We start from the raw sequence: 18,701 nt of genomic DNA on the forward strand, positions 1-18,701 counted from the left end.
TAGCCTCGTGGGGTGACCGATTCCGTGGACGTCCCCATTGTTGCATCCGTGGTGCCGGCGTTCGCGCACCCGGGTGACGCGGGCGCCGACCTGGTCGCCGCCGAGGCGGTGCGTCTCGAGCCCGGAGCCCGTGCCCTCGTCGGCACCGGTGTGCGCATCGCGCTGCCCGACGGCTACGCGGCGTTCGTCGTGCCGCGCAGCGGCCTGGCGGCCAAGCACGGCATCACGATCGTCAATGCGCCCGGAACCGTCGACGCGGGCTACCGCGGCGAGATCAAGGTCGCGCTGCTGAACACGGATGCCGGCGAGGCGTACGACGTCGCCGTGGGCGACCGCATCGCGCAGCTCATCGTCATGCCGGTGCCGCCGGTGCGGTTCATCCCCGTCGCGGAGCTGCCCGACAGCGTCCGCGGGGACGGCGGCTTCGGCTCCACGGGCTACCACAAGACAGGAACCCACGCATGACCGATCAGTCGCCGCAGGAGCAGCCGCCGCGCAAGGCGGGACCGGAGGACCGGGCGCAGATGGGGCCGTTCGACGAGTCCGAGGCCAATCCCGTCCGCCCTTACATCGACCTGGGCGGTATCAAGGTGCTGCCTCGCGAGGGCCTGAACCTCCGGCTCGAGGTCGAGGAGCAGACCAAGCGCATCGTCGCGGTCGGACTCGACTACGCCGACTCCACGTTGCAGGTGCAGCCCTTCGCGGCACCGCGCTCGAGCGGTCTGTGGGACGAGACCCGCGAGCAGATCCGTCAGCAGGTGCGTCAGCAGGGTGGCCGGGTCGAGGAGCGCGAGGGTCCCCTCGGGCCGGAACTGCTCGCCGAGGTGCCGGTGGTCGCCGGGGCCGACGGCGCGACGGGCATGCGCCTGGCGCGTTTCGTCGGGGTCGACGGGCCGCGTTGGTTCCTGCGCGGCGTGATCGGCGGCGCCGCGACCTCGGACACCGAGGCGGCAGCGCGGGTGGAGGACCTCTTCCGCTCTCTCGTCGTCGTGCGCGGCGGAACACCGATGCCCCCGCGCGACCTGATTCCGCTGAAGATGCCGGCGACGCCGGGCAGCGCGTGACGACCCCGGCCGACGATCCGCGCGACGACGCGCTCGAGCCTCCGGAGCCGCGCGCGAGCGACGTCCTCGGGCAGGCGCTCAGCGGGGCTGCGCGTCGCGCGGGGCTGGACCCGACCGATGACCGACCCACGGGCCACGTCGTATGGCGCGCCATGGGCGGCTGGCGTGGCGTGCTGGAATCGGTGCTGCCCGGTCTGGTCTTCGTCGTCGCCTACACCCTCACCATCGACCGGGCCACGGGCGAAGCGAATCTGCCGCTGAGTCTGGGCCTCTCCGTCGGCCTCGCCCTGGTGTTCACGGTGGTGCGGCTGGTGCAGCGCACCCCGCCATCAGCAGCCATCGGCGGGCTCATCGCGACCGCGGTCGCCGCCGGCCTTGCCCTGCTGACCGGCCGCGGCGAGGACAACTTCATCCCGGGCTTCATCACCAACGCCGCGTACGGCACCGCCCTGCTCGTCTCCGCGCTCATCGGCTGGTCGCTCATCGGCCTCGCCGCCGGGTACCTGATGGGGGAGGGCGCCGCCTGGCGGCGGGATCCCCGCAAACGGCGCGTGTTCTTCTGGCTCGCGATCGCGTGGGCGATGCTCTTCTACGCGCGGCTCGCCGTGCAGTTCCCGCTCTACCTCGCCGGCGATGTCGCCACCCTCGGCACGCTCAAGCTCGTCATGGGGCTGCCGCTGTTCGCGCCACTCGTGGCGGTGACGTGGCTCGCCGCGCGCGCTCTCTACCGCCGCCCACCGGAGTGATACATTTATCTTGATATCAAGATAAATTCGCACCCCGGCAGAGTTAGGTGGGCCTCACTAGCCCGGCCCTCCGCCCCGGGGGAAGATGGAGCACGGGCGTGATCACGCCCCCTCCCGCGGCCGACGAAGGAGACACGCGTGTCCAGTGTTGACAGCTTCGGTGCCAAGAGCACCCTGACAGTCGGCAGCACCGACTATGAGATCTTCCGCATCGAGACGGTGCCGGGGTACGAAAAGCTCCCGTTCAGCCTCAAGGTGCTGCTCGAGAACCTGCTGCGCACCGAGGACGGCGCGAACGTCACCAAGGAGCAGATCCAGGCTCTCGGCTCCTGGGACCCCGACGCCCAGCCCGACACCGAGATCCAGTTCACGCCGGCCCGTGTGGTCATGCAGGACTTCACCGGTGTGCCCTGCATCGTCGACCTCGCGACCATGCGTGAGGCCGTCACGGCGCTCGGCGGCGACCCGAACAAGATCAACCCGCTGTCGCCTGCTGAGATGGTCATCGACCACTCCGTCATCGCCGACCTGTTCGGCACCCCGAACGCGCTCGAGCGCAACGTCGAGATCGAGTACGAGCGCAACGGCGAGCGCTACCAGTTCCTGCGCTGGGGACAGACCGCGTTCAACGACTTCAAGGTCGTCCCGCCGGGAACCGGCATCGTGCACCAGGTCAACATCGAGCACCTCGCCAAGGTCGTCTACGACCGCGAGGTCGACGGCGTGCTGCGCGCTTACCCCGACACCTGTGTGGGCACCGACTCGCACACCACGATGGTCAACGGCCTGGGCGTGCTCGGCTGGGGCGTCGGCGGCATCGAGGCCGAGGCCGCGATGCTCGGCCAGCCCGTGTCGATGCTGATCCCGCGGGTGGTCGGCTTCAAGCTCACCGGGGAGATCCCCGCCGGCGTGACCGCCACCGACGTGGTGCTCACGATCACCGACATGCTGCGCAAGCACGGGGTGGTCGGCAAGTTCGTGGAGTTCTACGGCGCCGGCGTCGCATCGGTTCCGCTGGCCAACCGCGCCACCATCGGCAACATGAGCCCCGAGTTCGGCTCGACCGCCGCGATCTTCCCGATCGACGACGTCACGCTGGACTACCTGCGCCTGACAGGCCGCCCGGAGGAGACCGTGGCACTGGTCGAGGCGTACGCCAAGGAGCAGTCGCTGTGGCACGACGCCGACCGCGAGCCGAGCTTCAGCGAGTACATGGAGCTCGACCTGTCCACCGTGGTCCCCTCCATCGCCGGGCCCAAGCGCCCGCAGGACCGCATCCTGCTGTCCGAGGCGAAGAACCAGTTCCAGAAGGACATCCTCAACTACACCGACACGACCGTCGAGGACGCCGTCGAGGTCGAGGGCACGTTCCCGGCCTCCGACCCCGGCACCGCGCCCGGCGTCGAGCACGAGACCGTGTCCGTCGGCGGTGTCTCGCACCAGCACGAGGACCAGCACGCCGAGTCCGCCCTGCTCTTCAGCGGCTCCACCCACCCGGCATCCAACCCGGTCAAGGTGACGCCCCCGGAGGGTTCGCCGTACCTGCTGGACAACGGTGCGGTGACGCTCGCGGCCATCACGTCGTGCACCAACACGTCGAACCCGTCCGTCATGATCGCGGCCGGCCTTCTCGCCCGCAAGGCGCGTGAGAAGGGTCTCAAGCAGAAGCCCTGGGTCAAGACCACGCTCGGCCCGGGCTCGAAGGTCGTGACGGACTACTACGAGAAGTCGGGTCTGGACAAGGACCTCGAGGGCCTCGGCTTCTACACCGTCGGCTACGGCTGCACGATCTGCATCGGCAACTCGGGCCCGCTCATCGACGAGGTCTCGCAGGCGGTCAACGACAACGACCTCGCGGTGACCGCGGTGCTCTCGGGCAACCGCAACTTCGAGGGCCGCATCAGCCCCGACGTGAAGATGAACTACCTCGCCTCGCCGCCCCTGGTGGTCGCGTACGCGCTGGCCGGCTCGATGAACTTCGACTTCGAGACCGACCCGCTCGGTAAGGACAGCGACGGCAACGACGTGTTCCTCAAGGACATCTGGCCCGCCACCGACGAGGTGCAGGAGATCATCGACTCCTCGATCTCGCGCGAGCAGTTCATCAAGCAGTACGCGACCGTCTTCGACGGCGACGAGCGCTGGCAGACCCTGCCCACGCCGACCGGCCCCATCTTCGAGTGGGACGAGGAGTCGACCTACGTGCGCAAGGCGCCCTACTTCGACGGCATGTCGATGGAGCTGACGCCGGTCGCGGACATCACCGGAGCCCGCGTCATGGCGGCGCTGGGAGACTCGGTCACGACCGACCACATCAGCCCTGCGGGCAACATCAAGGTGGGCACGCCCGCGGCGCAGTACCTCGCCGATCACGGCGTGGCGCAGAAGGACTTCAACTCCTACGGCTCGCGCCGCGGGAACCACGAGGTCATGATCCGCGGCACGTTCGCGAACATCCGCCTGAAGAACGAGCTGGTCGCCGCCGTCAACGACGGCAAGGTGGTCGAGGGCGGGTACACCCGCGACTTCACCCAGCCCGGTGGTCCGCAGTCCTACATCTTCGACGCGTGCATGAACTACCAGGCGCAGCAGACCCCGCTCGTCGTCTTCGGCGGCAAGGAGTACGGCTCGGGATCGTCGCGGGACTGGGCGGCCAAGGGCACGAGCCTGCTGGGCGTCAAGGCCGTCATCACCGAGAGCTTCGAGCGCATCCACCGCTCGAACCTGATCGGCATGGGCGTCGTGCCGCTGCAGTTCCCGGCCGGCGAGAGCTGGAAGTCGCTGGGGCTGGACGGGACCGAGATCATCTCGATCACCGGCCTGGAGAAGCTCAACGAGGGCGTCACGCCCAAGACGGTGCGCGTCGTCGCCGAGCCGAGCGAGTTCTCGCCCGAGGGCAAGCAGACGATCGAGTTCGACGCGATCGTGCGCATCGACACCCCCGGTGAGGCGGACTACTACCGCAACGGCGGCATCCTGCAGTACGTGCTGCGCAGCCTGGTCTGACTGACCGGGAACAGGCCCGGAGCCCCACGGCTCCGGGCCTGTTCCCATCCCTCTCCCGGCAGGCGCGGGTAGAGTGGGCACCCCGTCCGAAGACAGGAAGAGGACCGATGTCGTTGCTTGATTCGGTGGACGGCCCGCGCGATCTGGACCGCCTCACCCCCGCCGAACTCGACGAGCTGGCCGGGGAGATCCGCCAGTTCCTCATCGACAACGTCTCACGCACCGGCGGTCATCTGGGTCCCAACCTCGGGGTGGTCGAGCTCACCCTCGCCATCCACCGCGTGTTCCGCTCGCCGGACGACCCGATCATCTTCGACACCGGCCACCAGTCCTACGTGCACAAGCTGCTCACGGGGCGCAAGGACTTCTCGATGCTGCGCTCCCGTGGCGGCCTGGCCGGCTACCCGCAGCGCAGCGAGAGCCCGCACGATGTCGTGGAGTCCTCCCACGCATCCAGCTCTTTGAGCTGGGCCGACGGCATCTCCCGGGCGCTGACCCGCACCGGCCGGCACGACCGGCACGTGGTCGCGGTCGTCGGCGACGGCGCCCTCACCGGTGGCATGACGTGGGAGGCGCTCAACAACATCACCGACGACAACGACCGCAACCTGGTCATCATCGTCAACGACAACGGGCGCTCCTACGCCCCGACGATCGGCGGCATGGCGCGTTACCTCAACCGCGTGCGCACCGCCGAGACCTACCGCACGCTGCACCGCGGCTCGGCATCGCTGTCCCGCCGCCTCGGTCCCGCCGCCCGCGCGTTCTATCGCGGCGTCCGCGGTGGAACCCATGGCTTCCTGTCGCGCTTCGTCAACAACGTCGCGCTGTACTCCAATCTCGACATCAAGTACCTCGGTCCCGTCGACGGGCACGACATGGAGTCGCTGCTGGAGACGCTGGAGCTGGCGAAGTCGTACGGCGCACCGGTGATCGTGCACGCCATCACGGAGAAGGGCCGCGGCTACGCCCCTGCGCGCAGCGACGAGGCGGACCAGTTCCACGCGGTCGGCCGCATCGACCCGATCACCGGCGAGGCGATCGGCGGCGCCGGATCCGGCTCCTGGACCGACGTGTTCTCCGAGGAGCTCGTGGCCGCAGGGGAGCGGCGCGAGGACATCATCGCGATGACCGCTGCGATGCTGCGCCCCACCGGGCTGCTGCCCTTCGCGCAACGGTTCCCGGATCGGGTCTACGACGTGGGCATCGCCGAGCAGCACGCGGTGGCCTCGGCCGCCGGTCTCGCGTACGGCGGCCTGCATCCGGTGGTCGCCCTCTACGCCACCTTCATGAACCGCGCCTTCGACCAGGTGCTGATGGATGTCGCCCTGCACAAGGCGGGGGTGACGTTCGTGCTCGACCGTGCCGGCGTGACGGGGCCGGACGGCCCGAGCCATCACGGCGTCTGGGACCTGGCGATGCTGCAGCTGGTGCCGCACATCCGCATAGCCGTGCCGCGCGACGCCGAGCGGCTGCGCGAGGAGTTCCGCGAGGCCATCGCCGTCGAGGACGCACCGACCGTCGTGCGCTTCCCCAAGGGATCCGTCGGGGCGGATCTCCCCGCCATCGAGCGCCTCGAGGACGGCGTGGACGTGCTCGCCCGCGACGGCGCCGAGGACGTGCTGCTGGTGGGCATCGGGCCCATGGCGCACTTGGCGATGGACGTCGCCGTGCGGCTGCGCGCGCAGGGCATCGGCGCCACGGTCATCGACCCGCGCTGGGTCGTGCCCGTGCAGCCCTCGGTCGTGAGCCTCGCCGCCGCCCACCGTCTTGTGATCACGCTCGAAGACGGCATCCGTGTCGGCGGCATCGGCACGCGCGTGCGGCAGGTGCTGCGTGAGGCGGGCGTGGACACCGCCGTGGATGAGCTCGGCCTGCCGGACGAGTTCATCGACCACGCCAGCAGGGAGCAGATCCTCGCCGACGCCGGACTGAGCGCGGCGAAGATCGCGCAGGACGTCGTGTCGCAGGTGCTCGGCATCCGGGTGCCGGTGGCGCGCCCGCACGCCGAGTCGGGTACCGCCTGGTCGGCGGAGGCCGCCGCGGCGCACGACCGAGTGCCCCCGGGGGCCGACGACCGCGGCTGAGCGGTCCGCCGCATGACTCCGCGCGCTCCGGCGGGCCAGGTCCGCGAGGCGTGAAAGCATGGAGGGATGAGCACCGCCAACCTCTCCCGCGACGAGACCGCTGCCCGTTCCGCGGCGGTGACCGTGCATGACATCCGGGTCGAGCTCGACCTCACGGGCGCCGTAGATGCCGACCGCACGGGCTTCCCGACCGTCAGCGAGCTGACGTTCGAGGCCCGCACCGACGAGACATGGGTCGACTTCCTCGGGGAAGCCGTCGAGCGGGCCGAGGTCAACGGCGTGTCCGTGCCGGTGGACTGGGACGGTGCGCGCATCCGCCTCACCGGGCTGGCACCGCAGAACCGGGTGCGCATCGTCGCGCGCGGAGCGTATAGCCGGTCGGGGGAGGGGCTGCACCGGTTCGTCGACCCCGTCGACGGTGAGACCTATCTCTACACGCAGTACGAGCCCGCCGACTCGCGACGCGTGATGGCGTGCTTCGAACAGCCCGACATGAAGGCGCGGTACACCTTCGTCGTCACTGCGCCCGCGGGATGGCACGTCCTCTCGAACCAACCTGCTGTCGAGTCATCGACGGATGCCGGCGCGCAGCGCGTGCGCTTCGCCCCGACCCCGCCGCTGTCGTCGTACATCACCGCCGTGGCGGCCGGTCCGTACCAACGGGTCGATGGCGCGTGGCAGCGTGACGCCCAGACGATCGACCTCGGTGTGCTCTGCCGTCGGTCGCTGGCCGCGCACCTCGACACGGACGAGATCATCGAGGTGACCCGGCAGGGACTGGACTTCTTCACCGACGCGTTCGCCTTCCCCTACCCGTGGGGCAAGTACGACCAGATCTTCGTGCCCGAGTACAACCTCGGCGCCATGGAGAACCCCGGGCTCGTCACCTTCACCGAGGCGTATGTGTTCCGCGGCGCCGCCACCGTCGCGCAGCGCGAGGGCAGGGCGAACACGATCCTGCACGAGATGGCGCACATGTGGTTCGGCGACCTCGTGACGATGCAGTGGTGGGACGACCTGTGGCTGAAGGAGTCGTTCGCCGATTACATGGGCGCCCACGCGGCCGTCGCCGTCACCCGCTTCACCGACGCGTGGGTCACGTTCGCCGCGCGGCGCAAGGCCTGGGCCTACCAGCAGGACCAGCTGCCGACCACCCACCCGATCGTGGCGGATATCCCCGACCTCGAAGCGGCCAAGCTCAACTTCGACGGCATCACCTACGCCAAGGGCGCGGCGGTGCTCAAGCAGCTCGTCGCGTTCGTGGGCGAGGAAGCCTTCTTCGAGGGTGCGCGGCGCTACTTCGCCGCGCACGCCTTCGGAAACACCACGCTCGACGATCTGCTCACCGAACTCGAGGCCGCGTCCGGCCGCGACCTGCGCGCGTGGTCGCGGGCGTGGTTGCAGACCACCGGACTGCCCACGGTGCGCGTGGACCGGCATCCGTTGGCCGTCGTGCAGGACATGGACCGGCCGCATCGGATGCGGGTGGGATTCTATGCCTTCGAGGGCGAACGGCTCACCCGCGTGGAGGCCGCCGAGGTGGACGTCGTGGGGGAGCACACCCCCATCGCCGCATCGGAGGTCTCGGAAGCCGACCTCATCGTGCCGAACGACGACGATCGCTCCTACGCGAAGGTGCGGCTGGACGCGCGGTCGGTGGATGCCGTCGAACGCGGCCTCGCCACCATCGAGGATGCGGTCACGCGGGGAGTGATCTGGGCGGCGCTGTGGAACGCGACGCGCGACGGGGAGCTCGCCGCCGAGCGGTTCCTCCGGATCGCCGTCCGGCACGCCGCGGGGGAGACGAACGCGGCGCTCATGGCCGACGTGCACGCGCGCGCCCTGTTCACGCTGACGCATTACGTCCCTGCCGACCGGCGGGACGCCGCGGCATCCGCATGGCTTCAGGCGTGCTGGGACGCGATGCTCGCCGCCGAGCCCGGTTCTGATGCGCAGCTGTCGTGGGCGCGCGCGCTCGGCGCGGCGGCGGAGTTCAGCGACGCCCGCGCCGACGACCTGCGTGCGCTGCTGGCCGGGACGACGCCGCCGCCGGCGGGGCTCCGGCTGGATCCGGACCTGCGCTGGTCCTGGTGGCTGGCGCTGTCGGCCACGGGCCACGCGCAGGAGCCGGACATCGTCGCCGAGTACGCCCGCGATGCCACGGCCACGGGCGCCACGGCACGGATCGCCGCGCTGGCCGCGCGTCCCTCCTCGCACGTGCGCGTGGCGGCGTGGCACGCCGCATGGGACGACGCCTCGCTCACGAACGATCACCTGAGCGCGACGATCCGCGGCGCCAGGGCGGGCGGGCGGAACGACCTCCTCGAGTCCGTCGCGGACGGCTACTTCGACCGCATCCTGGAGGTCTGGTCCACGCGGAGCATCGAGATCGCCGCGCGCCTCGTGCGGGGTCTGTTCCCCGACGGCGAGACGACGGATGCCGTGGACGCCTGGCTCGCCGCGCACCGCGACGCTCCCGGCGCGCTCCGCCGCATCGTGGTCGAGCAGCGCGATCACCTCGCCCGCGACCTCCGCGTCCGTTCCGTGCAGGCCGACCTGGTCTGACCGGCCGCGCACGGCCCCGCCGACGCGGCCGCGCGCCCCCTTGCGTGCCGCGCGTGCACAACCTCGGAAGAGCGTGCGGTTCCGCCTGGCGACCGCAGCTGTCGCGGGTGTTCCCGCGCCGATCCCCGTCGTTGTGCACGCGCACCCGCGGAGCCGCCGCCGCTGTGCACGCGGCGGCGCGACGAGCCCGTCGCCCTGCAGGGAGCACAGGGACAGGGGCGCACACGCGAAGACGGCCCCGAGCCGAAGCCCGGGGCCGTCCTGCGGGCAGCCGCGTCAGCGGTGCGCGATGCCTCGGATCGGCGGGTGGTGGAACGTGTCGCCGAACACGCGCTCCGACGCGCCCTCGCGGTCGAGGTACGGCGAGGCGCCGCCGTCGATGAACGGCCAGCCGGCGCCGAGGATGAGGCACAGGTCGATGTCCTCGACCTCCGGTACCACTTCGTCGTCCAGCATGATGCGGATCTCCTGCGCCAGACCGTCCTGCACGCGGCGGAGGATCTCGTCGGGGGATGCCGGCGAGGAGCCGACGGCGCCCTTGAGCACCTTCTCAGCCTGCTTCGTCCAGCCGGAGACGCGCCCGCCCTTGTCCTTCTCCACCACGGCTTCCAGCTGCGCGAGAGCGTGGAAGTTCTCGTTGGCGTAGAACCGGTCGGGGAAGGCGGCGACCATGGTGTCCTGCACGTGGGCCGCGACTTTCCAGCCGACCAGATCGATCAGCTGGAACGGTGTCATCGGCAGGCCGAGCGGGGCGAAGGCCTTCTCCACCGTCATCAGGGGAGTGCCCTCGTAGACGGCGCGGGCCGCCTCGCCCATCACCTTGGCGAGCAGGCGGTTCACGACGAACCCGGGGGCGTCGGCGGTGAGCACAGCGTTCTTGCCCAGTCCCTTGGCGACGACGAACGCCGTCGACAGTGCGGCGTCGGCGGTGTGCGGGGTCTTCACGATCTCGATGAGCGGCATGACCGCCACCGGGTTGAAGAAGTGGAACCCGACCAGGCGCTCGGGGTGGGCGAGGGTCGCGCCGATCTCCTCCACCGACAGCGAGGAGGTGTTGGTGGCGAGGATGGCGTCCTCGGCGATGATCTTCTCGATCTCGCCGAACACCTGCTGCTTGACACCGAGCTCCTCGAACACCGCCTCGATGACGAAGTCGCAGTCGGCGAACTCGGTCTTGTCGGTCGTGCCGCGCACGAGCGCGCGCAGCCGGTTCGCCGCGTCGGCGTCGAGTCGACCCTTCGCCTCGAGCTTGCCGATCTCCTCGTGGATGTACGCCACACCCTTGTCCACGCGCGCCTGGTCGAGGTCGGTGATGAGCACCGGCACCTGCAGGCGACGCACGAACAGCAGGGCGAACTGGCTCGCCATGAGCCCGGCACCGATGATGCCGACCTTCGTGACCTTCTTGGCCAGCTGCTTGTCGGGCGCGCCCACGGGGCGCTTGGCACGCTTCTGCACGAGATCGAACGCGTACATGGATGCCGCGAACTGGTCGCCGGTGATGAGCTCGGCCAGTGCCTCGTCCTCGCGGGCGAAGCCCTCGGCCTTGGTGCCGCTCTTCGCCTTGTCCAGCAGGTCCAGTGCGACGTACGGCGAGCGCGGGACGGTGCCGATCTTCGACTCGAGCATGCCCCGGGCCATCTTGATCGCGATGGGCCACTTGGTGAGGCGCTCCATCTTGCCCGGCTCGTTCTTGCGGGTGACCTTCACCGAGCCGGCGAGCACGCCGTCTGCCCACTGCAGCGAGTTCTCGAGGTAGTTCGCCGCCGGGAAGATGGCGTCCATGATGCCGAGGTCGAACGCCTGCTGCGGCTTGAGCATGCGGTTCTGCTTGAGCGGGTTGGAGATGACGACCTCGAGGGCGTTCTCGATGCCGATCAGGTTCGGCAGCAGGTAGGCGCCGCCCCAGCCGGGGATGATCCCGAGGAAGACCTCGGGAAGCGCGATCGCCGCGGCCGACGCGTCGACGGTGCGGTAGGTGGAGTTCAGCGCGATCTCGAGCCCGCCGCCGAGCGCCAGTCCGTTCACGAAGGCGAACGAGGGGACGCCGAGGTCGCCCAGGGCGCCGATCACCTTGTGGCCGAACTGCGCGACCAGGCGCGCGTCGTCCTTGGAGCCGAGACGGGAGATGTCGGACAGGTCGGCGCCGGCGGCGAGGATGTACTGCTTGCCGGTGATGCCCACCGCCTGGATCTCTCCGGCGGCCGCGCGCGCCGTGAGACCGGCGAGGGTCTCACCGAGCTCCGCGAGGGTGGCCGGGCCCAGGGTGTTGGGCCGGTTGTGGTCGCGCCCGTTGTCGAGCGTGATCAGGGCGAGCACCCTGCCGCTGGGCAGCGTGATGTCGCGCACGGGCGAGTGCGTGACGACCTCGCCGTCGGTCGCTGCGGGGGAGAGGATCGGGGAGAAGTCGATCGATTCGTAATCGGTCATCGCGGGTCCTACTTCTTCTTCTTGCCGTCGTAGTGGGGGTTCTCCCAGATGACCGAGCCGCCCTGGCCGAGGCCGACGCACATCGCGGTCAGTCCGTAGCGCACGTCGGGGCGCTCGGCGAACTGGGCGGCGAGCTGGATCATGAGGCGCACGCCGGATGCCGCGAGCGGGTGACCGACGGCGATGGCGCCGCCCCAGGGGTTGACGCGCGGGTCGTCGTCGGCGATGCCGAAATGGTCCAGCAGCGAGATCACCTGGATCGCGAACGCTTCGTTGAGCTCGAACAGCCCGATGTCGGAGATGTCGAGGCCTGCCTTGCGCAGCGCCTTCTCCGTGGAGGGGATGGGGCCGATGCCCATGATCTCCGGCTGCACGCCGGCGAAGGCGAACGAGACCAGGCGCATCTTGGGCGCCAGTCCCAGCTCCTTCACCGCACGGCCGCCGGCGAGCAGCGACATCGTCGCCCCGTCGGTCAGCGGCGACGAGGTGCCGGCGGTGACCCGCCCGTGCGGACGGAAGGGCGTCTTCAGGTTCGCCAGGTCCTCCATGGTCGTCTGCGGACGGCGGCCTTCGTCGGCCGTGGCCAGGCCCCAGGCGCCGTCGGCACCCTTGATCGCGACGGGCACCAGGTCGGGCTGGATCTTGCCGGCGTCGTAGGCGGCCTGCAGCTTGTGCTGGCTCAGCATGCCGTAGCGGTCGGAGCGCTCCTTGGTGAGGTGCGGGAACCGGTCGAAGATGCGCTCTGCCGTGACGCCCATGTTGAGGGCGCCCGGGTCGACCATCTTCTCCGCCACGAAGCGCGGGTTGGGGTCGGCGTTGGTGCCGATGGGGTGGTGGCCCATGTGCTCTACGCCGCCGGCGAGGGCCACGTCGTACATGCCGTAGCCGATGGAGCCGGCCATGGTGGTGACGCTCGTCATGGCGCCCGCGCACATGCGGTCGATCGCGAAGCCGGGGACCGTCTGCGGCAGCCCGGCCAGGATCGCCACCGATCGTCCGAGGGTCAGCCCCTGGTCGCCGGTCTGGCTCGTCGCGGCGATGGCGACGTCGTCGATGCGGTCCGCGGGAACATTCGGGTTTCGTTCCATCAGCCCGATGGTCGCCTTGACGGCGAGGTCATCGGAGCGGGTGTTCCAGTACATGCCTTTTTCGCCGGCGCGCCCGAACGGGGTCCGCATGCCATCGACGAAGAAGACGTCCGAAATCTCGGCCACTCTGCCTCCAAAAATAGGGATTTCCGCCAGCCTAGGAAGACCCGGGAACCGGCAGGAATCGGTTGGGCTGAACCTACGAAGCGTTTTCCGGCTCGCCCGACGCTGCTTGCACGGAACGCACAAATGCGTCGGTGATCACCTGTGCAGTCCGTTCAATCTGCCAGCGACGGGCACCCAGGTCGGCGAGGGCCTGACCGATGGATGCCACGTCGATTTCCGCGGGCGGCGACCACGCCACGCGGCGCAGCGTGTCGGGTGTGAGGAGGTTCTCCATCGGCATCCCGAGGTCTGCTGCGACCTGCTCCACGGCGGGGCGTGCGGCCTTCAGGCGCGCGTCGGCGGCCGGGTTGCGGTCGGCCCACGCGCGCGGCGGCGGCATGCTGTCCCCGGTGACGCGCTCCGGCGGCAGGGCGGTGTCCGCGCGGCCCGCCTCGATCGCCGCCCACCAGCGGTCCAGCTGCGAGCGGCTGGCGCGGCCGGTGAAGTCCTTCAGCTTGGACAGTTCCTGCTTGCTCGCGGGATCGGCGAGGACGGCGGCAACCAGGGAGCGGTCGGGGACGAGCCGGCCGGGAGACACGTCCTGCTCCCGGGCATATTCCTCCCGCGCGGTCCACAGGGCCCGGGCGACGGCGAGCGAACGGCGTCCGCGCACGGTGTGCAAGCCGCTCAGCCGGCGCCACGGGTCCTCGCGGGGAGGCTTCGGCGCGCGGTCGAGCACCGCCTGGAACTCTTCCGCGGCCAGCGCCGTCTTGCCCTGCTCGTCGAGCTCGGCCGCCAGCGCGTCGCGCACGTCGACGAGCAGCAGCACGTCGAGCGCGGCATACTCCAGCCAGGCCTGCGGGAGTGGGCGGGTCGACCAGTCGGCCGCGGAATGCGCCTTGTCGAGGGTGATGCCCAGGGTGTCCTCGACCACGGCACCCAGGCCCACGCGCTCGTGGCCGAGGAGGCGCGCCGCCAGTTCGGTGTCGAAGATCGACGGCGGCTCGAGGCCGATCTCACGCAGCGACGGCAGGTCCTGGCTGGCGGCGTGCAGCACCCACTCCTCGCCGCCGATCGCACGCTGCAGCTGGGTCATGTCGCCGATCGCGGGCGGGTCGAAAAGGAACACCCCGGCATCCCGCCGGAACACCTGAACGAGGTAGGCGCGCTGCGAGTAGCGGAAACCGCTGGCCCGCTCGACGTCGACGGCCACCGGCCCGTGACCCGCGGTCAGCGCCGCACAGGCGGCGGCCAGCCCTTCGGCGTCCTCGATGACCCGATACTCAGCCACGGGCGCTCCGGCGCGGTCCGAACACAGCGATTTCCTCCGACCCTGGCGGCAGTCCCGCCAACATGCACGTCAATTCTGCCCACGCCTGCACGTGGTGCGCGACGTCGCCGGCCGGCGACCAGGAGGCGCGCAACTCGATCTGTGCGCCGTCGCCCTGGTCCGCCAGGGTGCCGAACCCCTTCGAGAGGGTCTTGGTGGCGGTGCCGGATGCCGCGTCGTAGCGGGCGCCGCGGGCGTCCAGCGCGTCGACGAGCCAGGACCACGCCACGTCGGCCAGCAGCGGATCGGTTCCGATCTCGGTCTCCAGCGGGGCCTGCGCGAAGCAGACGATGCGCCACGCCCCGCCCCAGGCGGCGACGCCGGCGTCGTCGTGCAGCAGGATGAACCGGCCGGTGCCGTAGGGAGAGTCCACGCCGTGCTCCTGCGGACGCACGTCGCCGGCGAGGGCGATGGCGTCGGGGGCGAGGCCGCCGGGCGCGGGAATCTCCCGCACGACGAAGTCGGAACGGAACGTCAGCGAACGCACCCGGTCCACCGCTTCGGCGAACGTGAGGGGCCCCTCCGGAGGGCGCGGATCATCCACGTCGACAGACTAGAGTGAGCGCACCATGATGGCTTCCAGGCGCGCCGTCCCGCCCGGCGCCTCTCTCACCGCCCCCGCCGTGGTCGGAGGCGTTCTCGTCTTCCTCGCCACCGCGCTCAGCGGCGTCCTCGCGACGATGGGCGTTCTGGCGGTTCGCATGGCGCGCCGCGTCGTGACCCCCGCCGGTCGCGTCCCCGACACGACCATCGTCGACGTCGACGCCGCGGCGCAGACGATCACCCTCACGCGCACCGCCGACACCGAGCTGCCGGGCCGGTATGGGCTGTTCACCAGCGGCACGGCGCCCTACCTCAAGCTGGGGTCGGTGCTCGGCGAAGACGCGGGCACCGTCACCCGCAAGCTGCTCACGCACGTGCCGGCGGAGTCGCGATTGGCGCCGCAGGCTGCCTTCTCGGGTTGGTACTACGACGATCCGGCGCAGCTGCAGCTGCCGTTCACCGACGAACTCATCGGCGGTCCGATCGGGCCGTGCCCGGCCTGGCTCTTCCCCGCCGCCGGCCCCGGTGACACCTGGGTCGTCCAGGTGCACGGCCGTGGCACGACCCGCGCGGAATGCCTGCGCGCCGTGCCCGTCTTCCACGCCGCCGGCATCACGTCGCTGATCGTGGCGTACCGCAACGACGGCGAGGGCCCGCGCAGCCGCACCGGCACCTACACGCTGGGCGCCACCGAATGGCGTGACATCGATGCCGCGCTCGGCTTCGCCCGCCGTCACGGCGCGCCTCGCGTGGTGCTGATGGGGTGGTCGATGGGCGGCGCGATCGCCCTGCAGGTCGAGCTGAACTCTCCCCACGGCGACCTCATCGCGGGCGTCGTGCTCGAATCGCCGGTCGTGGACTGGCGGATCGTGCTGGACTATCAGGCCAAGAAACTCAAAGTGCCCGGCCCCGTCACCCAGCTGGCCCTCGGTGCGCTCGGCACCGAGTGGGCGGGTGCGGTCACGCGTGCAGGCGGGCCGATCCCGTTCGACAAGCTCGACGTCGTCGCACGGGCGGGCGAGCTGCGGCATCCCATCCTCATCCTCCACAGTGACGACGACGGCTTCGTCCCCTCCGACGCATCGCACGATCTGCTCGTGGCCCGGCCCGACCTCGTGGAGTTCGAGGTGTTCGAGGTCGCGCGGCACGCGAAGCTGTGGAACTACGACCAGCAGCGCTGGAACGACCGCATCACCCGGTGGCTGCGCGCGCATGGTCTGACCGCCGCGGAGCCTGCAGCGCACAGCTGATCCGGTCTCCCGCTGTCCACCCCGCGACTAGGATCGACACCCATGACCACCACCGGCACGGGCATCGTGCATCTGAGTGAACGCCAGCCCCAGGTCACCGGTGATCAGATGGTCGCCTCCCTCGTCCCGCCGCCGCAGTTCGCCGACGCCACCTTCGACACCTACCGCGCCGATGAGGCCTACCCCTCGCAGCAGGAGGCGAAGGAGACCCTCACCGCGTTCGCCGGCGGTGGCGGGCCCGCAGCCCGCGGCGGGTTCTTCCGCCGGGCGAAGAAGACCCCGGAGCTCAAGCCCGGCGTCTACCTCGACGGCGGCTTCGGCGTCGGCAAGACGCACCTGCTGGCCGCGATCTACCACGCCGTGCCCGCCCGCCGGAAGTACTTCGGCTCGTTCATCGAGTACACCGCACTGGTCGGCGCCCTGGGCTACCAGAAGACCGTCGAGCTCTTCCGCGGCTCCGAACTGCTGTGCATCGACGAGTTCGAACTCGACGACCCCGGCGACACGATGGTGATGACGCGGCTGCTGGGGGAGCTGGTGGCATCCGGCACGCGCCTCGCTGCGACGTCGAACACCCCGCCGAATGCGCTCGGGGAGGGACGGTTCGCCGCTCAGGACTTCCTGCGCGAGATCCACGCGATGTCCGAGAGCTTCCAGACGATGCGCATCGACGGCACCGACTACCGTCAGCGCGCGGTCGACGGGCACGCCGTCGTGCTCGACGACGCCGGCTATGCGCAGGCGATGACGGATGCCGCGGCCGCCGGGACCGTGTCCGACGACGATTTCTCCGCTGTCGTGGCGCACCTCGCGAGCGTGCACCCCTCCCGCTACATCCGGCTGATCGAGGGCGTCGACACGGTCGGCCTCCGCGATGTGGTGCAGCTCGAGGACCAGTCCGCGGCGCTGCGGTTCGTCGCCTTCGTCGACCGCGCGTACGACGCGCAGATCCCCATCCGCGCCACGGGTGTCGCCCTCGACGGCGTGTTCGGCGAGGACATGCTCGCCGGCGGCTACCGCAAGAAGTACCTCCGCGCGATCTCGCGGCTGGTCGCTCTCACTCACTCCTGAGGGTTCCGGGAGCGCGTTCGCGGCTTCCCGAAACGTGATGTTTACCGGGGATGCCCGGGCGTAACGGCCCCGAAACACGACCTGCACGGTGTCAGAAACGGCGCATGAGGAGACTGGGCGAACACGCCGCGGCGAACCCGTACCCAGCCGAGACGTGTCCCTGTCACTGATCAATGTGAGGTAACACCTATGGACGCACCCGGCAACATCGCCTGGGGGATCATGGCCACCGCGCTCGTGCTTTTCATGACGCCCGGTGTCGCCTTCTTCTACGGCGGTCTGGTCAAGGCCAAGAGTGTCGTCAGCATGATGATGATGAGCTTCGGCGCACTCGGACTCATCAGCGTGCTGTGGATCCTGTACGGCTACAACATGAGCGCGGTCGGCAGCCCGTGGGAGTTCGCGGGCAACCCGTTCAGCGACTTCGCCCTCAGCGGCCTCGCTTCCGGTGACGACGCCAACACCTCGCTGATCGGTGTGGCATTCGGCTCCACGTTCGCGATCATCACGGTCGCGCTCATCTCCGGCGCCATCGCCGACCGCGCCAAGTTCGGCTCCTGGATGCTGTTCGCGGGCCTCTGGGCGACGATCGTCTACTTCCCGGTCGCCGCGTGGGTCTGGGGCGGTGGCTGGATCTTCAACCTCGGCTCGAGCATGGGCTTCGGCACCGAGGTGATCGACTACGCCGGTGGCACCGCGGTGCACATCAACGCCGGTGCGGCGGCTCTGGCCCTCGCCCTGGTGCTGGGCAAGCGCATCGGCTTCCAGAAGGGCATCCACAAGCCGCACAACGTGCCGCTGGTGATGCTCGGTGCTGCGATCCTGTGGTTCGGCTGGTTCGGGTTCAACGCCGGCGCTGAGTGGCTCTCGGAGGACATGGCCGGGGTCGGCCTCATCGGCATCAACACCATCGGCGCGACCGCCGCCGCTGTGCTCGGCTGGGTCGTCATCGAGAAGCTGAAAGACGGCAAGGCCACGTCGATCGGTGCCGCGTCCGGCGCCGTCGCGGGTCTCGTCGCCATCACCCCCGCCTGCGCCAACCTGACGCCGGGCTGGGCCCTGCTCCTCGGTGTCGTCTCCGGTGCCGTCTGCGCCCTGGCCGTCGAGCTGAAGTGGAAGCTCGGCTTCGACGACTCCCTCGACGTGGTCGGCATCCACCTCGTCGGTGGCCTCATCGGCACCATCTACCTCGGCTTCTTCGCCACCGAGACCGGCCTGTTCGTCGGCGGCAACGCCGAGCAGCTGATCATCCAGGTGATCGCCGCGGTGGGCGTGCTGGTCTACTCCTTCGTCGTCGCCGGCATCCTCGGCTTCGCGATCCAGAAGACCCTCGGCTTCCGCATCAAGAACGAGGACGAGATCGCCGGTGTCGACACCGTCGTGCACGGCGAGGAGGGCTACGCGCTCGTCGACTGA

The 18,701-nt window shown here is 70.1% G+C and carries 13 protein-coding genes; 9 read left to right on the forward strand and 4 right to left on the reverse strand.

Features of this window, described 5'->3' with window-relative positions; translation table 11 throughout:
• The first annotated feature begins 12 nt into the window (after positions 1–12).
• The 6 genes from dut (at position 13) to pepN (ending at position 9,468) form a co-directional block, all read left to right on the forward strand.
• The gene (gene dut, locus NQ165_RS02300) at positions 13–465 is read left to right on the forward strand and encodes a dUTP diphosphatase (protein WP_257530897.1); all 453 of its coding nucleotides are present in this window, start codon (positions 13–15) and stop codon (positions 463–465) included.
• On the forward strand, positions 462–1,064 hold the full coding sequence (locus NQ165_RS02305) for a DUF3710 domain-containing protein (RefSeq protein ID WP_257530899.1): 603 nt from the start codon (positions 462–464) through the stop codon (positions 1,062–1,064). Before dut ends, NQ165_RS02305 begins: the two co-directional genes overlap by 4 nt.
• Complete coding sequence (locus NQ165_RS02310) at positions 1,061–1,810, forward strand: DUF3159 domain-containing protein (protein WP_257530901.1); 750 nt, start codon at positions 1,061–1,063, stop codon at positions 1,808–1,810. The genes NQ165_RS02305 and NQ165_RS02310 overlap by 4 nt, the downstream gene beginning before the upstream one ends.
• Before the next feature lie 138 nt (positions 1,811–1,948).
• A complete protein-coding gene (locus NQ165_RS02315) occupies positions 1,949–4,816 on the forward strand; it encodes an aconitate hydratase (RefSeq protein ID WP_257530903.1) in 2,868 nt (955 codons plus the stop codon).
• A gap of 107 nt (positions 4,817–4,923) precedes the next feature.
• Positions 4,924–6,903 (forward strand): 1-deoxy-D-xylulose-5-phosphate synthase, encoded by a 1,980-nt coding sequence (gene dxs / locus NQ165_RS02320; RefSeq protein WP_257530905.1) that lies wholly within the window; start codon positions 4,924–4,926, stop codon positions 6,901–6,903.
• Between the two features lie 66 nt (positions 6,904–6,969).
• Positions 6,970–9,468 carry an aminopeptidase N gene (gene pepN, locus NQ165_RS02325; protein ID WP_257530907.1) on the forward strand — a complete coding sequence of 833 codons (2,499 nt, stop codon included), beginning with the start codon at positions 6,970–6,972 and terminating at the stop codon, positions 9,466–9,468.
• Positions 9,469–9,744: 276 nt separating this feature from the next.
• Here pepN and NQ165_RS02330 read toward each other — a convergent pair whose 3' ends face one another.
• The 4 genes from NQ165_RS02330 to NQ165_RS02345 all read right to left on the reverse strand — a co-directional run bounded on the left by NQ165_RS02330 (position 9,745) and on the right by NQ165_RS02345 (position 14,965).
• Positions 9,745–11,898: a 3-hydroxyacyl-CoA dehydrogenase NAD-binding domain-containing protein gene (locus NQ165_RS02330; protein WP_257530909.1), complete on the reverse strand. Its 2,154-nt coding sequence runs from the start codon at positions 11,896–11,898 to the stop codon at positions 9,745–9,747.
• 8 nt (positions 11,899–11,906) lie between these two features.
• On the reverse strand, positions 11,907–13,112 hold the full coding sequence (locus NQ165_RS02335) for a thiolase family protein (RefSeq protein WP_257530911.1): 1,206 nt from the start codon (positions 13,110–13,112) through the stop codon (positions 11,907–11,909).
• Positions 13,113–13,185: 73 nt separating this feature from the next.
• A complete protein-coding gene (locus NQ165_RS02340; RefSeq protein ID WP_257530913.1) occupies positions 13,186–14,382 on the reverse strand; it encodes an HRDC domain-containing protein in 1,197 nt (398 codons plus the stop codon).
• Positions 14,375–14,965 carry a DUF3000 domain-containing protein gene (locus NQ165_RS02345; protein ID WP_257530915.1) on the reverse strand — a complete coding sequence of 197 codons (591 nt, stop codon included), beginning with the start codon at positions 14,963–14,965 and terminating at the stop codon, positions 14,375–14,377. The genes NQ165_RS02340 and NQ165_RS02345 overlap by 8 nt, the downstream gene beginning before the upstream one ends.
• 25 nt (positions 14,966–14,990) lie before the next feature.
• On the opposite strand from NQ165_RS02345, the gene NQ165_RS02350 reads away from it, so the two are divergent.
• From NQ165_RS02350 to NQ165_RS02360, 3 genes are all read left to right on the forward strand, one after another.
• On the forward strand, positions 14,991–16,214 hold the full coding sequence (locus tag NQ165_RS02350; RefSeq protein WP_257530917.1) for a S9 family peptidase: 1,224 nt from the start codon (positions 14,991–14,993) through the stop codon (positions 16,212–16,214).
• A gap of 42 nt (positions 16,215–16,256) precedes the next feature.
• Positions 16,257–17,285, forward strand: a complete 1,029-nt coding sequence (gene zapE / locus NQ165_RS02355) for a cell division protein ZapE (RefSeq protein ID WP_257530919.1) — start codon at positions 16,257–16,259, stop codon at positions 17,283–17,285.
• A gap of 189 nt (positions 17,286–17,474) precedes the next feature.
• The gene (locus NQ165_RS02360; protein WP_257530921.1) at positions 17,475–18,701 is read left to right on the forward strand and encodes an ammonium transporter; all 1,227 of its coding nucleotides are present in this window, start codon (positions 17,475–17,477) and stop codon (positions 18,699–18,701) included.

The sequence above is a fragment of the Microbacterium sp. zg.Y1084 genome, from assembly GCF_024623595.1.
GTDB classification, from domain to species: Bacteria; Actinomycetota; Actinomycetes; order Actinomycetales; family Microbacteriaceae; genus Microbacterium; species Microbacterium wangruii.

What these genes read in the sequence shown, in the direction of transcription:
- pepN (WP_257530907.1), top strand. Translation starts at nt 6,970, where the DNA reads ATGAGCACCGCCAACCTCTCCCGCGACGAGACCGCTGCCCGTTCCGCG.
- NQ165_RS02360 (WP_257530921.1), top strand. Translation starts at nt 17,475, where the DNA reads ATGGACGCACCCGGCAACATCGCCTGGGGGATCATGGCCACCGCGCTC.
- NQ165_RS02305 (WP_257530899.1), top strand. Translation starts at nt 462, where the DNA reads ATGACCGATCAGTCGCCGCAGGAGCAGCCGCCGCGCAAGGCGGGACCG.
- NQ165_RS02350 (WP_257530917.1), top strand. Translation starts at nt 14,991, where the DNA reads ATGATGGCTTCCAGGCGCGCCGTCCCGCCCGGCGCCTCTCTCACCGCC.
- zapE (WP_257530919.1), top strand. Translation starts at nt 16,257, where the DNA reads ATGACCACCACCGGCACGGGCATCGTGCATCTGAGTGAACGCCAGCCC.
- dxs (WP_257530905.1), top strand. Translation starts at nt 4,924, where the DNA reads ATGTCGTTGCTTGATTCGGTGGACGGCCCGCGCGATCTGGACCGCCTC.
- NQ165_RS02330 (WP_257530909.1), bottom strand. Translation starts at nt 11,898, where the DNA reads ATGACCGATTACGAATCGATCGACTTCTCCCCGATCCTCTCCCCCGCA.